Raw genomic sequence first — 14,680 nt, 5'->3', positions numbered from 1 at the left:
TCCTGGCAGGGCGACGGGCGATCTCAGGCCCGGGAGCGGTGTGCCGGTGACCACGCGGTCTTCGCGCCGTGCCAGGCGAGGTCGGTGAGCTGCTCGGTGAGCTCGTCGGCGGAGATCTCGCCGACCTCGCCGGCGAGCCAGGCGTCGGCGGCGGCGCGGACCATGCCGACGAGCGAGAGCCCCCACACCCGGGCGGGGGCGGGGTCGCTGCCGCGGGCGACGAGGCCCTGGGCGATGAGGTCGCCGATCTGCAGGGCCATCCGGCCGGTCGTGTCGGCGGCGACCTCGGCGGCGTTGCCGGTGCGCTCGGCGACGACGATCGGCGCCGAGACGATGAAGCGGTACACCTCGGGGTCGCGCTCGACGAGGTGGAGGTAGGCGCGCACGGCCGCGGCGATGAGCGAGCGGGGATCCTCGTCGAGCTCGGCGAGATCGGTCTCGCGCAGGCTCTGCCCGACGACCCGGCCGACGTCGCGCAGGATGAGCTCGTCGACGCGCTCGGCGACGGCGCGGTAGAGGCCCGAGCGGTCGGTGAAGTGGCGGTAGAAGACCGTCTTGCTCGTGCCCGCCGAGGTCGCGATCTCATCCATGCCGACCGAGGCGCCGTGCTCGCGGATGGCGTGCAGCGCCGCCTCGACGAGCTCGACGCGTCGTTGCTGGCGGTGCGCGTCCCAGCGCGCGCTGCGTCCGTCGGTGGTCGTGCTCACAGCGCTCGACGCTAGCAGGCACCAGAAGTACCTGCTACCGTCCGTATCGCATAAATGACCCGCCCCGGGCAGCCCGGTCGCGGCCCGCTGCACCCCACGACACACCGAGGAGTCCTTCGTGACGTCCACCCCGAACCTCCCGCGTCGCGCCGCCGTCCTCGGTGGCAACCGGATCCCCTTCGCCCGGCAGTTCGGCCCCTACGCGCAGGCGAGCAACCAGGACATGCTCACCGCCGCGCTCGAAGGTCTCGTCGCCCGCTACGACCTCGGCGGGCAGCGCATCGGCGAGGTCGTCGCCGGCGCCGTCGTCAAGCACAGCCGCGACTTCAACCTCACCCGTGAGGCGGTCCTCGGCTCGAGCCTGGACCCGCACACGAGCGCCTACGACATCCAGCAGGCGTGCGGCACCGGTCTCGAGGCCGCGATCCTCGTGAGCAACAAGATCCGGCTCGGCCAGGTCGAGTCCGGCATCGCCGGCGGCGTCGACACCGCCTCCGACGCGCCGATCACCATCAGCGAGCGGCTGCGGACCAAGCTGCTCGCGGTCAACCGCGCGAAGGGGGCGAAGAAGCAGGCCCTCGCGCTGAGCAAGATCCGTCCGACCGACATCGGCATCGAGACGCCGGCGAACACCGAGCCGCGCACCGGGCTGTCGATGGGCGAGCACATGGCGATCACCGCCAAGACGTGGGGCATCACCCGCGAGGCCCAGGACGAGCTGGCGATGAAGAGCCACCGCAACCTCGCGCGCGCCTACGACGAGGGCTTCATGGACGACCTCATGACCTCCTTCGCCGGTCTGAGCCGCGACCAGAACCTGCGCCCGGACTCGTCGATGGAGAAGCTCGCGACGCTGGGGCCAGCCTTCGGCAAGGGCGAGCAGGCGACGATGACCGCCGGCAACTCGACCCCGCTCACCGACGGCGCGTCCGTCGTCCTCCTCGGCAGCGAGGAGTGGGCCGCCGAGCACGGGCTCGCCGTGCAGGCCTACCTCGTCGACGGCGAGGCCGCCGCGGTCGACTACGTCCACGGCGCCGAGGGCCTGCTCATGGCCCCCGCCTACGCGGTGCCCCGCCTGCTGGCGCGCAACGGCCTCACCCTGCAGGACTTCGACTTCTACGAGATCCACGAGGCCTTCGCCGCGACCGTGCTCTCGACGCTCGCGGCCTGGGAGGACGAGGACTTCTGCCGCGACCGTCTCGGTCTCGACGCCCCGCTCGGCTCGATCGACCGCGACCGGCTCAACGTCAACGGCTCCTCGCTCGCCGCGGGTCACCCCTTCGCCGCCACGGGCGGGCGCATCGTCGCCGCCCTGGCGAAGATGCTCCACGAGAAGGGCCCGGGCAGCCGAGGCCTGATCTCCGTGTGCGCCGCCGGCGGCCAGGGCGTCGTCGCGATCCTCGAGGGCGCCTGAGCCTCACCCGGCCCGCGCCGCACACCCCCTTCGCCCCACCACACACGAGGAGACCCCCTCCATGGCATTCGACTACGGCAAGCTCGTCAGCGGCGGCATCGGCAAGCAGCTGGCCACCTCGCTCGGGCTGCCCCGCCCGACCCGGCTGCGGCGCCACCGCGTCGGTGACTCGCTCATCCACGGGGCCGTCCTGCTCGGCGGTCACGGGCAGACGCCGGTTGCCGACCGCGTCCGCGGGCTGCTCGAGGCCGAGGGCATCCCCGTGGCGACGAGCGCCTCGACCTCGGTCGCCGGCGTGGTCGTCGACATGACCTCGGTGGAGAGCCCGGCCGACCTCGAGTCGCTGCGCGCCGTCCTCTCGCCGGCGCTGAAGACCCTCGCCCCGACCGGTCGCGTCGTCGTCGTCGGCCGGCCCGTCGAGGAGGCGACCTCGGTCGCCCAGTCCGCGGCGCGACGCGCGCTCGAGGGCGTCGTGCGCTCGGTCGGCAAGGAGATGCGCGGCGGGGGCACGGCCAACCTCGTGCTCGTCGCCGAGGGCGCCGACGAGGGCGTCGACGCGACGATCCGCTTCCTGCTCTCCGGGCGCTCGGCCTACGTCGACGCCCAGGTCGTGCGCGTCGGCGAGCCCGTCGCGCCGGTCGAGGCCCCGGCCGACTGGGACCAGCCGCTCGCCGGCAAGGTCGCCGTCGTCACCGGTGCGGCGCGCGGTATCGGCGCCTCGATCGCCGACGTCCTCGCCCGCGACGGCGCGACCGTCGTCTGCGTCGACATCCCCGCCGCCGGCGGACCGCTCGCCGAGGTCGCCAACCGCATCGGCGGCACCGCGCTGCAGGTCGACGTCACCTCGCCCGACGCGGGCGCGAAGATCGTCGAGCACGCCCAGGCCCGGCACGGCGGCTTCGACGTCGTCGTCCACAACGCCGGCATCACCCGCGACAAGCTGCTCGCCAACACCGACGCGGAGCGCTGGGCCTCGGTGCTCGACGTCAACCTCACGTCGATCCTCGCGATGAACGAGGCGCTCGTCCCGGCGATCCGGGAGGGCGGCCATGTCGTCAACGTGGCGTCGATCGCCGGCATCGCGGGCAACCGCGGCCAGGCGAACTACGCGGCGAGCAAGGCCGGTGTCATCGGCATGACGACCGCGCTGGCGCAGGACGAGCAGATCCGGGCGAAGGGGGTCACGGTCAACGCCGTGGCACCGGGCTTCATCGAGACCGAGATGACGGCGAAGATCCCGCTCGCCACCCGCGAGATCGGCCGGCTGACGAACAGCCTGAGCCAGGGCGGGCAGACCGTCGACGTCGCCGAGACCATCGGCTGGTTCGCGTGGGACGCCAACCGCGGCGTCACCGGCACCGTCGTGCGGGTCTGCGGCCAGATGCTCCTGGGCGCCTGATGGCGACCGAGACGCTGACCCGCACCCCGCGGCTGGGTCCGGTCTTCCTGCGGTCGGCGATCGGCGGCCGGGCGAAGGGGGAGACCCTCCCCGACGTCTCGCTGCGGCTCGCGGAGCAGCGGGTCGACCGGGGCGACCTGCGCACCTACCAGCGGCTGTGCGGCTTCGCCGCCGACGACACGCTGCCGCACACCTACCCGCACGTCCTCGGCTTCCCGCTGCAGATGGAGCTCATGAGCCGGCGCGGCTTCCCGCTGCCGCTCGTCGGGCTCGTCCACGTGGAGAACGCGATCACCGTGCACCGCCGGCTGACCGCCGACGACGTCCTCGACATCACCGTGCACGCGGAGCGGCTCGCCCCGCACCCGAAGGGGCGCACGGTCGACCTCGTCACGGTGACCGAGGTCGCCGGTGAGGTCGTCTGGGAGGGGCGCTCGACGTACCTCGCGCGCGGCCGCGGCGATGCCGAGGCACCGCGCGGCGACGCCCCTCCGGCCACGCCGACCGGTCACCCCGCCGCGGTGTGGTCGCTGCCCGGCGACCTCGGTCGGCAGTACGCGCGGGTCTCCGGCGACGTCAACCCGATCCACATGAGCGCGCTCACCGCGCGGGCCATGGGCTTCCCGTCGGCGATCGCGCACGGGATGTGGACCTACGCCCGGTGCCTGGGCACCCTCGGGCCGCGGGCGAACGGCCCGTCGACCAGCCACGTGTGGTTCAAGAAGCCGGTGCTGCTGCCGGGCCGGGTCGAGCTCGTCGCGGGCCCCACCGCGCCGGGTGCGACGGCCGTCCTCGCCCTGCGCCGGGCCCGCCACCCCGAGACCGAGCACCTCGTCCTCACGCTCGACTGACCTCCTTCGCCCCGACGGCCGCAGACGGCCGCCTACCGCTCGTGGCGGTCGCCCCCTTCGCCGAGGCCCGGTCGTCGTCCGTCAGGCCCGGTCCTCGCGGGGCCGCGACGACCGGGGCTCGCGGACCAGGAGCGGGGTTCGGCGAAGGGGTGGGGGAGCCGTGGGAGAGGATGGGGGCGGCGGCCGACCGGCCGCGGACCTGGAGGGACCCACGATGATCGAGATCCTCGACCGCGCCGACGTCGAGAGGGCGCGCCGGACCGGTGCGCTCGTCGCCGACATCCTGCGCACCGCACGCGACCGCGCGACCGTCGGCACCAACCTGCTCGACATCGACCGGTGGGCCAAGGAGATGATCCTCGGCGCGGGTGCGACGTCGTGCTACGTCGACTACGCGCCGTCCTTCGGGCGGGGACCCTTCGGGCACTACATCTGCACCTCGGTCAACGACGCCGTCCTGCACGGGCTGCCGCACGACTACGAGCTCGCCGACGGCGACCTCGTCTCGCTCGACCTCGCCGTCGTCCTCGACGGCGTCGCGGCCGACTCGGCGCTGAGCTTCGTCGTCGGCCCCACCCAGGACCCGGCGGACCTCGCGATGATCGAGACCACCGAGCGGGCGCTCGCCGCCGCGATCTCGGCCGCTGCCCCCGGCGCACGCATCGGCGACATCTCGCACGCCATCGGCACGGTCCTCAAGGACGCCGGGTACGAGGTCAACCTCGAGTTCGGCGGTCACGGCATCGGCTCGACGATGCACCAGGACCCGCACGTGGCGAACGACGGGCGCCCCGGTCGCGGCTACCAGCTGCGCCCCGGCCTCATGCTCGCGATCGAGCCGTGGGTCATGGCCGACACGGCCCGTCTCGTCACCGACGAGGACGGCTGGACCCTGCGCAGCGCCACGGGCGCGCGCACCGCGCACAGCGAGCACACGGTCGCCATCACGCAGGACGGCGTGCAGGTCATCACCCTGCCGTCCTCCTGACCGGCCCGGCAGGGACCGACTCCCGCAGCGCCGCGACGACGGCCGCCACGGCGGGCAGGTGCTGCGCCCCGGGGCGGTGCACGAGGTGGTGGCGGCGCGCCCGGGTGCGCCGCGCCGGTCGCACGACGACGTCGGGGTGCCGGTAGGCCTGCAGCGCCGTCTCAGGCAGCAGCGTGACGCCGAGCCCCTGCGCGACGAGCGCCTGCGCGAGCACGTAGTCGTCGGTCGTGTGCCGCACGTCGGGCACGAAGCCCGCCGCGCCCGCCGCCTCGACGAGGTGCGCGCTGCACCGGGGGCACCCGGCGACCCACGTGTCGTCGGCGAGGTCGCCGAGGTCGGCCGGGCCGCTCGCGCCGGCCAGCGGGTGGTCGCGGGGCAGGACGAGGCGCGTCGCGTCGGAGCCGACCGGCACGACCACGAGGTCGCCCGCCGGCTCGTCCGTGCTGCCGTAGTCGAAGACGAGACCGAGGTCGGCGTCGCCCGCCCGTACGAGGTCGAGGGCCTGCGGGGGCTCGGCCTCGACGAGGTCGACGCGCATCGCCGGGTGCGCCTCGGCGAGCCGCCGCAGTGCCGGGGGCAGCACGACCGCGGCGCCGGAGGGGAAGGCCGCGACCCGGACCCGACCCGTCGCCCGGTCGGCGAAGGCCGCGAGCTCGGCGCTCGCGTCGGCCAGCCGGGCCGCGACCGCGTCGGCGTGCGTCATGAGCGCCCGACCGGGCTCGGTCGGCTCGACCCCGCGCGGCCCGCGCAGCAGCAGCGGCATCCCGGCGGCCCGCTCGAGGGCCGCGAGGTGCTGGCTCACCGCCGGCTGGGTCCACCCGAGACGGCGCGCCCCGGCGCTGATCGAGCCGGCGCGGACGACCTCACGGAAGACGAGCAGCCGGCGGGGGTCGAGGTCAGGCACGTCGTCCATGACCCAAGCATGGCTTATGGGCCCTCCTAGGAGATGACGGATTCCGTAGAGCTCGCGGCGTCGGGACGATGGACCCATGAGTGCTCTCACCGCCGCCCCCGACGCCGCGACGGCGTCCCCCTTCGCCGACGACGCCGCGCAGGCGACGCACAAGGTCGGTCTCATCGGCGGGATGAGCTGGTACTCCACGCTCGAGTACTACCGCTGCGTCAACGCCCGGGTGCAGGACCGCCTCGGTGGGCACCGCAGCGCCCGTCTGGCGGTCGAGTCGCTCGACTTCGAGCAGGTGCGGGCCGCCCAGCTCGCCGAGGACTGGGACGGCGCCGGCGACGCCCTCGCCGCGGCCGGTGAGCGCCTCGAGGCCTCGGGCGCCCGCGCGATCGCCATCTGCACCAACCTCATGCACAAGGTCGCCCCCGCGGTGCAGGCGCGCGTCGACGTGCCCGTGCTGCACATCGCCGACGCGGTCGCCGACCGGCTCGTCACGCAGGGCGTGACGACCGCCGCGCTCCTCGGCAGCCGGTGGGTGATGGAGGAGGACTTCTACGCGCAGCGGCTCGCCGCGAAGGGGGTCGAGGTCGTCGTCCCCGACGCCGTCGACCGGGAGCTCGTCGACCGGGTCGTCTTCGACGAGCTGACCCGCGGCGTCGTCACCGACGCCTCCCGCGCCGAGCACGTCCGGGTCATGGGCGAGCTCGCCGACCGCGGGGCCGAGGCGGCCGTCCTCGCGTGCACGGAGATCGAGCACCTCTTCCGCGACGGCCACGCCGCGCCGCTGCCGCTCGTCGACTCGATGCGCGCCCATGCGGACCGGGTCGCCGACTTCTGCCTCACCGGGCGCTGAGCGGTCGGCGGGGCGTCCGCCCAGGTCAGAGGGGGGACGCCGATGCGGTGACCGGGGCGACGGGGGACTACGGTCCCCTCGCATGAGCGATGAACCGACGTCGGCCCAGCAGGCGGCCTGGCGCCGCCGGATGCAGGGCGAGGTCGTCACCCCGGTCGTCGTCACGGCCCGCAACGCCCGCGAGGGCGACCCGTGGGCCCGCGGCACGGTGATGCTGGTGATCAAGGCCGCCGTCGCGGGCACCGCCGCGTGGACCCTCGCCTCCAACGTCTTCGACAGCTCGACCCCCACGTACGCACCGCTCGCCGCGATGCTCGTCGTCGAGCGCACCATCGCCCGCTCGGTGAGCGGCAGCGTGCAGCGACTGGTCGCCGTGCTCATCGGGATGCTCATGGCCGCCGGCGCCGGGCTCGCCGTCGGGCTCCACTGGTGGACGATGCTCCCCGTCCTCGCCGTGGCCGTCGCGATCGGGCGGATCCCGGCGCTCGGCGACCACGGCTCGATGGTGCCGACGATGGCCCTGCTCTCGCTCATCACCGCCGGCGGCACCGACACCGACTTCACCGTCGCGACGATGCTCGAGACCGTCATGGGTGGCGCCATCGGCATCCTCGTCAACGCCGTCGTCGCCCCGCCCGCCCACATCGAGACCTCGCGGCAACGGCTGCGGCGCATCGCGGGAGAGGCCTACGACCTCGTCACCGACGTCGGCGAGGCCCTCAAGGGCGGGTCGTGGACCGTCGAGGAGGCCCAGGAGTGGGCCCAGCGCAGCGAGCGCCTCGCCGACGAGGCGCCGTCGGTGCTCGCCGCCGTCGACCTCGGGCAGGAGAGCACCCGGATGAACCCTCGAATGGTGCTCAAGCGCACCGACGCGGACTGGACCGGGTACCGCGACGCCGTCCGCGCGCTGCGGGCCATCCAGGCCCAGATCGCCGGGATCGCCGCGACGCTGTCGGAGGTGCGCGACCCCGAGCACCCCGTGCAGCCGCCGAGCGAGCGCTACCTCGAGGCCTTCGGCGAGGTGCTCCTCGACCTCGCGAGCGGCATGTCCCTGCTCGACCGGACCGACGACGCCGCCCGTGACGAGCTCACCGAGATCCTCGACCGCTGCCAGGACCGCATCACGACCCTCGGCGACGAGGTGTACGAGGCCGGGGCGGGCGTCTTCGCCTACGGCTCGCTGCTCGTCGACGCGACCCGGATGCTCCAGGTCGTCGACGCCGCCCGGCCGGGCATCGCCCTGCCGGTCGAGGCGATCGGCCCCGAACCCGACGGCGACACCGAGGAGCCGCGGTCGGGGGACACGCTGTGAGCGCGGACGGCACCGGCATTCCGGCGGACGTCGCGCTGCGCGAGGCCGCGGAGCGGGCGCTGCCGCTGCTCGGCATCGACGCCGAGCGGCTGGGCCCGGTGGCACCGGGCGCCACGACCTTCGCCGTCGACCTCGTCGGCGGTGGCCGCCTCGCGCTGCGGCTGCGGCCCGTCGTGGACGCCGACGAGGGTCGGGTCCACGGTCGCGCCGCCTGGGCGCAGGCCCTCGCGATGGCCGGCGTCGACGTCGCCACCCCGTGGACCGGACCGGCGGGGGAGGAGCAGGTGCTCCTGCCCGGCCTCGCGCCCGACGAGCAGCTGCGGGCGAGCGCGACGTGGTGGTGCGAGGGCGAAGGGGTCACCGACCTCGACGCCGACCGGGCTCGGGCGCTCGGCGCGACCGCGGCCCGCATGCACGAGCAGGCGAGCGGCTGGGCGGCGCCCGAGGGCGCCTTCGCCGAGCTGCTCGACCCGCTCGCCGGGTACCCCGAGCTGCTCACCGGTGCGCTCGGCGACCCGCGCGACGTCGCCGTCGTCGAGACGAGCCTGGAGCTGGCGCAGACCGCGCTGTCGCGAGCCCGCGAGCACGAGGTGCACGTCGTCCACGGCGACCTGCGACCCGACGCGCTGCTGTGGCAGAGCGGGCGCGACCGCCCGTGGGTCGTCGACCTCGACGACGCCGTGCTCGCCCCCGCCGCCCACGACCTGGCCGTCGCCACCTTCGCGCTGCGGCGCAGCCCCGACGACGACGCGCCGACCGCGCTCCTCGCCGGGTACGCCTCCGTGCGCCCGCTCCCGCCGCTGGACGACGCGACCTTCGAAGGGCTGCTCGCCGGCCGCCAGCTGCACCTCACGAGCTCGCTGCTCGCGAGCAGCACGAGCGCGCTGCGCCCCGAGGTCGAGGCCTACCTCGCGGCGACCCTCGTGCGGCTGCGGACCTTCCTCGACGACGGGGTCCTCGACCCCCGGCTCACCGCCCAGGGGTGAGCCCCCGGCGAGGTGGGGACACCCCTTCGCCCCGGATAGAGTCGACCCCGGTCCACCGCGCCGTCATCGGCGCCCCCGGACCGCCGACCGAGTACCCGCACACCCCAGGAGCGCCGCCGTGCCAGCCCAGATCACCGTCCACGTCGCCGGAGACGAGCGAGCGGTCGAGCAGGGCACCACCGCCGCCGACCTCTTCGAGGGCCGCCGTGACGTCCTCGTCGCCCGCGTCGGCGGCGAGCTGCGCGACCTCGCCCACGTCCTCGCGGACGGGGACGTCGTCGAGCCGGTGACGGCGCAGGAGCAGGACGGGCTCGACGTGCTGCGGCACTCGACCGCTCACGTCCTCGCCCAGGCCGTGCAGCAGGCGCACGCGGACGCGAAGCTCGGCATCGGCCCGCCGATCCGCGACGGCTTCTACTACGACTTCGACGTCGCCGAGCCCTTCACCCCCGAGGACCTCAAGGCCCTCGAGAAGGCGATGCAGCGGATCATCAACGAGGGCCAGACCTTCGTGCGCCGTGAGATCTCCGACGAGGACGCGCTCGCCGAGCTCGCCGGCGAGCCCTACAAGTGCGAGCTCATCGGGCTCAAGGGCGGCGCCGGCGGCGACGTCGACGAGGCGGCAGAGGGCGCCTCCGTCGAGGTCGGCGGCGCCCAGCTGACGATCTACGACAACGTGCGCCGCGACGGCAGCGTCGCGTGGGGCGACCTGTGCCGCGGCCCCCACGTGCCGACGACGAAGGTCATCGGCAACGCCTACAAGGTGATGCGCAGCGCCGCCGCGTACTGGCGCGGCTCGGAGAAGAACCCCCAGCTGCAGCGCATCTACGGCACGGCGTGGCCGACCAAGGACGACCTCAAGGCCTACCTCGAGCGTCTCGCGGAGGCCGAGCGCCGCGACCACCGCAAGCTCGGCGCCGAGCTCGACCTCTTCTCCTTCCCCGACGAGCTCGGGTCCGGGATGGTCGTCTTCCACCCCAAGGGCGGCGTCATCAAGCGCGAGATGGAGGACTACGTCCGCCGGCGCCACATCGAGGAGGGCTTCGAGTACGTCTCGACGCCCCACATCTCCAAGGACGGGCTCTTCCACACCTCGGGGCACCTGCCGTACTACGCGGACACGATGTTCCCGGCGATGCACATGGAGCACGCGGAGTACCGCCTCAAGGCGATGAACTGCCCGATGCACAACCTCATCTTCCGCAGCCGCGGTCGCTCCTACCGCGAGCTGCCGCTGCGCCTCTTCGAGTTCGGGTCGGTCTACCGCTTCGAGAAGTCCGGCGTCGTGCACGGCCTGACCCGCGTGCGCGCGATGACGCAGGACGACAGCCACTCCTACGTCACCGCCGAGCAGGCGCCGGGCGAGATCGAGCACCTGCTGCGCTTCGTCACGGGTCTGCTCACGGACTTCGGGCTCGACGACTACTACTTCGAGCTGTCGACGCGTGCGACGGAGGGCGAGAAGAAGGACAAGTTCATCGGCTCCGACGAGCAGTGGGAGACCGCGACGCAGGTGCTGCGCGAGACGGCCGAGAGCTTCGGCGTCGCGCTCGTCGACGACCCGGGCGGCGCGGCCTTCTACGGCCCGAAGATCTCGGTGCAGGCCAAGGACGCCATCGGGCGCACGTGGCAGATGAGCACGATCCAGTACGACTTCAACCAGCCCGAGCGCTTCGGTCTCGAGTACCAGGCCGCCGACGGCACCCGTCAGCAGCCGGTGATGATCCACTCGGCGAAGTTCGGCTCCATCGAGCGCTTCTTCGGGGTGCTCGTCGAGCACTACGCCGGTGCCTTCCCCGTGTGGCTCTCTCCGGTGCAGGCGCTCGGCGTGCCCGTGGCAGAGGACTTCGAGCCCTACCTGCAGGAGGTGCTCGACCAGCTGCGCGCCGCCGGCGCGCGGGTCGACATGGACCGCAGCGACGACCGCTTCCCGAAGAAGATCCGCAACGCGAGCAAGTCGAAGGTCCCCTTCACCCTCATCGCGGGTGCCGAGGACCAGGCCGCCGGCGCGGTCTCCTTCCGCTACCGCGACGGCTCGCAGGAGAACGGCGTGCCCGTCGCCGACGCGGTCGCGAAGATCCGCGAGGCGATCGACACCCGCGCCCAGGTCTGACGCGGGCCCCGGCACCGGCTCCGACCGCGGCACCGGCTCCGACGCCTGCTACGGCGCAGTACTGGTCGTGATCGCGACCGGTACTGCGCCGTAGCGCGCCCGGCCCAGGGCCTAGTCTTCGGCGCATGGACGCGACCATCCGCCCGATCGAGCGCCGCGACGCCTTCGCCCTGGCCGCGCTGCGGATCCAGCACGACCGCGAGGTCGGGCGGGCGACCCGTGCGGGGTTCCTCACCGAGTACGCCGACGCCCTCCTCGCCGAGATCGACGGCTACCGCGGGTGGATCGCCGAGCTGGGCGACGGGACGCCGGTCGGGTGCCTGCTCGCCCTGCGCGTGCGCAAGCTGCCGAGCCTCATGGCCGAGGGCCGCCCCGAGTGGTGGTACGTCCAGTCCGTCTTCGTCACCCCGTCGCACCGCCGCACCGGCGTCGGCCGCGCGCTCATGACGGGCCTGCAGCGCGCGGCGCGCGACGAAGGGGTGCGCTGGCTCGAGCTGCGCAGCAGCGACGCCGGTCGCGAGCTCTTCGAGGCGACGGGCTTCGGCGCCCCCTCGCCCCGCGTCATGCAGTGGACCCCGTGAGCGGTCCCTGTCGCGCTCCGTAGGATCGGGCGCATGACGCACGAGGAGCTGCCGACCGAGGACGCGCGCGGCCTCGCCGGGGTGCCCGACGGCTTCGGCCGGCTGTGGACCCCGCACCGCATGGCGTACGTGACGGGGGAGCGGCCGAGCGCCGAGGCCGGGGACGGCTGCCCCTTCTGCGCGGCACCGGCGAAGGGGGACGCCGAGGGCCTCGTCGTCGCCCGCGGCGAGCACTGCTTCGTCGTGATGAACCTCTTCCCGTACAACGCGGGCCACGTCCTCGTCTGCCCCTACCGCCACGTCTCCCTCTACGTCGACCTCACCGACGAGGAGACCGCGGAGTTCACCGCGATGACGAAGACGGCGATCCGGGTGCTCGAGGCGACCTCGGCGCCGCACGGCTTCAACCTCGGGATGAACCAGGGCGAGGTCGCCGGGGCCGGTGTCGCCGCGCACCTGCACCAGCACGTCATCCCGCGGTGGGGCGGCGACATGAACTTCCTGCCGATCATCGCGCAGACGAAGGCGCTGCCGATCCTGCTCGAGGACGCGCGCGACCGGCTCGCGCAGGCCTGGCCCGACCCCGCCTGAGCTCGCCGAGCCGCTCGAGCGGCAGGAAGGCGAAGAGGCAGACCACGAGCGGCAGGAAGTGGATGTGCAGCAGGTAGGCCGTCGTCGCGTGGAAGGCGAAGCAGATGCCGATGCCGATCGCCAGACCCCGCCCGCGCAGCCACAGCAGCACCGGTGAGACGAACTCGAGCCCGAGCAGCGACCACTGGGTGAGGTGGACGAGCGCGGGGTGACCGGCGAGCCACTGCGCGACGTCGTTGCCGCGCCGGCTGAAGGCCCACACGAAGGTCGAGCCGTTGGCCCACAGCCACGTGCCGAAGCGCATCTTCGCCACGGCCGACAGGAAGTACGTCGCGACGACGCCCATCTGGATCATCCGCAGCGCCCAGCCCGCGGCCCGGCTCGGGGTGAGGTCCCCGGCGCGCGCGGCGCCGACGGTCGGCAGCACGAGCAGGGCGACCATGAGCGCGAAGTGGTCGTGGTCGATCTTGCTGTACGAGAAGGCGTTGCTCATCCAGTCGAGCATCCCGAGGCCGCACACCGCGCCCGCGAGCCGCGGCAGCCGCCCGAGGGCCGCGACGAGCGCGCTGAGCACGATGACGACGAGGAGCACCCTGACGTAGCCGGGGGAGGGGGCGGGCAGCCCGAGCAGGGCGCGCACCGGCAGCTCGCGGTAGAGCTCGGCGGGGACGTCGCCGTGGGGGATCGGGTCGGTGACGTTGACGAGGACGTCGAAGATGACGAAGGGGTAGACGAGCCGCCGCATCCAGGCGACCCGGGCGAGCGGCACCTCGGGCATCGCGAGGTCGAGGCCCCTCACAGGCCGCGCTCCGGGTCCTCAGGGTGCTCGACGTCCCACGTGGCGAGCGTCACCTGCTCGTGGCTCGGGTCGTCGCCGAGCACCCGCCGGTCGTCCATGAGCCGTACCTGCGACCACCGGGGCTGCTCGGGCTGACGCCGGGCGTGGAGCACGGCGACGGCCTGCAGCCGGGAGGGCTCGGCCTGCAGGCTGCGCAGCTGGCCCTCGATCTCCGAGCGCTCCATGCCGAGGTTCTCGCGGTCGAGGCGGACCCGGACGTCCTGCCCCTGCACGGTCGTCGCCTCGAGGTACGGAGAGCTGATGACGCCGCCCTGGTCCTGCACGAGGAAGGCGTACTGCGACATCGGCGAGAAGGGCCACCACCGGTCGTCGCCGACGAGGCTGCCGGCGACCACCCCGCCGACGAGGAGACCGGTGACGGCCAGCCGCCAGCCCCTCGACACCCCTTCGCCCATGGCGCCACCCTCGCCGCTGGGCCGCTCGCAGGCAAGGCGACGCGCCCCGCAGGTGGTCGGGCGGCGGGCTGCGGGCCACTACCCTGGCAGGGCCATGCTCAACAAATACGCGCGCGCCTTCTTCACCACGATCTTCACACCCGTGGCCCGGCTGCTCCTGCGGCTCGGCATCAGCCCGGACGTCGTGACGGTCGTGGGGACCCTCGGGGTGTGCTTCGGCGCGCTCTTCTTCTTCCCGCGCGGAGAGCTGCTCGTCGGCGTCCTCGTCATCACCGCCTTCGTCTTCTCCGACACCCTCGACGGGGTCATGGCGCGGATGCAGGGGCGCAAGGGCGTGTGGGGGGCCTACCTCGACTCCACGCTCGACCGCTTCGGCGACGCGGCGATCTTCTCGGGCCTGGCGATCTGGTACTTCACCGGCGGCGAGCACCAGCTCACCGGCTACCTCGCCCTCGCCTGCCTGGTCCTCGGCAGCCTCGTCTCGTACGCCAAGGCCCGCGCCGAGGGGCTGGGCATGAGCGCCGACGTCGGCATCGCCGAGCGGGCCGACCGGCTCGTCACCGCGCTCGTCACCGCCGGTCTCGTCGGTCTCGGCCTGCCCGAGCGCGTCCTCACCGTCGTCCTCGCGCTCCTCGCCGTCGCCAGCGCTGTCACCGTGCTCCAGCGCATGCTCGTCGTGCGCAGCCAGGCGATGGCCGCCGCCGCGGCGCTCGACGCCCGGGGCTGA

15 protein-coding genes are annotated in these 14,680 nt (G+C 73.8%); 11 read left to right on the top strand and 4 right to left on the bottom strand.

From position 1 onward, the window contains the following. Positions 1-23: 23 nt before the first annotated feature. Entirely contained in the window at positions 24-707 is a 684-nt protein-coding gene (locus tag EEW87_RS04395) for a TetR/AcrR family transcriptional regulator (protein WP_068275547.1), read from the bottom strand. Positions 708-825: 118 nt separating this feature from the next. Here EEW87_RS04395 and EEW87_RS04390 point away from each other — a divergent pair, with 118 nt between their 5' ends. The 4 genes from EEW87_RS04390 (at position 826) to map (ending at position 5,359) form a co-directional block, all read left to right on the top strand. Continuing rightward, positions 826-2,121: an acetyl-CoA C-acetyltransferase gene (locus EEW87_RS04390; RefSeq protein ID WP_123091849.1), complete on the top strand. Its 1,296-nt coding sequence runs from the start codon at positions 826-828 to the stop codon at positions 2,119-2,121. Between the two features lie 61 nt (positions 2,122-2,182). Then, entirely contained in the window at positions 2,183-3,520 is a 1,338-nt protein-coding gene (locus EEW87_RS04385) for a 3-oxoacyl-ACP reductase (RefSeq protein ID WP_123091848.1), read from the top strand. After that, complete coding sequence (locus tag EEW87_RS04380) at positions 3,520-4,371, top strand: MaoC/PaaZ C-terminal domain-containing protein (RefSeq protein ID WP_123091847.1); 852 nt, start codon at positions 3,520-3,522, stop codon at positions 4,369-4,371. Before EEW87_RS04385 ends, EEW87_RS04380 begins: the two co-directional genes overlap by 1 nt. 214 nt (positions 4,372-4,585) lie before the next feature. After that, positions 4,586-5,359: a type I methionyl aminopeptidase gene (gene map, locus EEW87_RS04375; protein WP_123091846.1), complete on the top strand. Its 774-nt coding sequence runs from the start codon at positions 4,586-4,588 to the stop codon at positions 5,357-5,359. On the opposite strand, the gene EEW87_RS04370 is transcribed toward map, so the two are convergent. Continuing rightward, positions 5,340-6,272, bottom strand: coding sequence for a LysR family transcriptional regulator (locus EEW87_RS04370; RefSeq protein WP_123091845.1), 933 nt, complete (start codon positions 6,270-6,272; stop codon positions 5,340-5,342). The two genes, map and EEW87_RS04370, sit on opposite strands and share 20 nt — an antisense overlap. Before the next feature lie 76 nt (positions 6,273-6,348). Here EEW87_RS04370 and EEW87_RS04365 point away from each other — a divergent pair, with 76 nt between their 5' ends. The 6 genes from EEW87_RS04365 (at position 6,349) to EEW87_RS04340 (ending at position 12,699) form a co-directional block, all read left to right on the top strand. Then, positions 6,349-7,116, top strand: coding sequence for an aspartate/glutamate racemase family protein (locus tag EEW87_RS04365; RefSeq protein ID WP_123091844.1), 768 nt, complete (start codon positions 6,349-6,351; stop codon positions 7,114-7,116). 82 nt (positions 7,117-7,198) lie between these two features. Next, entirely contained in the window at positions 7,199-8,428 is a 1,230-nt protein-coding gene (locus tag EEW87_RS04360; RefSeq protein WP_148041569.1) for an FUSC family protein, read from the top strand. Beyond that, a complete protein-coding gene (locus EEW87_RS04355) occupies positions 8,425-9,414 on the top strand; it encodes a phosphotransferase enzyme family protein (protein WP_163562373.1) in 990 nt (329 codons plus the stop codon). Before EEW87_RS04360 ends, EEW87_RS04355 begins: the two co-directional genes overlap by 4 nt. A gap of 118 nt (positions 9,415-9,532) precedes the next feature. After that, positions 9,533-11,527 (top strand): threonine--tRNA ligase, encoded by a 1,995-nt coding sequence (gene thrS, locus EEW87_RS04350; protein WP_123091841.1) that lies wholly within the window; start codon positions 9,533-9,535, stop codon positions 11,525-11,527. Positions 11,528-11,652: 125 nt separating this feature from the next. Further along, positions 11,653-12,108, top strand: coding sequence for a GNAT family N-acetyltransferase (locus EEW87_RS04345; RefSeq protein ID WP_123091840.1), 456 nt, complete (start codon positions 11,653-11,655; stop codon positions 12,106-12,108). Positions 12,109-12,141: 33 nt separating this feature from the next. Beyond that, positions 12,142-12,699 (top strand): HIT family protein, encoded by a 558-nt coding sequence (locus EEW87_RS04340; protein WP_068275577.1) that lies wholly within the window; start codon positions 12,142-12,144, stop codon positions 12,697-12,699. Here EEW87_RS04340 and EEW87_RS04335 read toward each other — a convergent pair. After that, entirely contained in the window at positions 12,617-13,498 is an 882-nt protein-coding gene (locus tag EEW87_RS04335; protein ID WP_240341651.1) for a hypothetical protein, read from the bottom strand. The two genes, EEW87_RS04340 and EEW87_RS04335, sit on opposite strands and share 83 nt — an antisense overlap. Continuing rightward, positions 13,495-13,953 carry a hypothetical protein gene (locus tag EEW87_RS04330; RefSeq protein WP_123091839.1) on the bottom strand — a complete coding sequence of 153 codons (459 nt, stop codon included), beginning with the start codon at positions 13,951-13,953 and terminating at the stop codon, positions 13,495-13,497. Before EEW87_RS04330 ends, EEW87_RS04335 begins: the two co-directional genes overlap by 4 nt. A gap of 94 nt (positions 13,954-14,047) precedes the next feature. Here EEW87_RS04330 and pgsA point away from each other — a divergent pair, with 94 nt between their 5' ends. Then, positions 14,048-14,680 carry a phosphatidylinositol phosphate synthase gene (gene pgsA, locus EEW87_RS04325; protein ID WP_123091838.1) on the top strand — a complete coding sequence of 211 codons (633 nt, stop codon included), beginning with the start codon at positions 14,048-14,050 and terminating at the stop codon, positions 14,678-14,680.

The sequence above is a fragment of the Janibacter melonis genome, from assembly GCF_003721155.3.
GTDB classification, from domain to species: domain Bacteria; phylum Actinomycetota; class Actinomycetes; order Actinomycetales; family Dermatophilaceae; genus Marihabitans; species Marihabitans melonis.
This window is presented reverse-complemented; position numbering and strand designations above follow the sequence as displayed.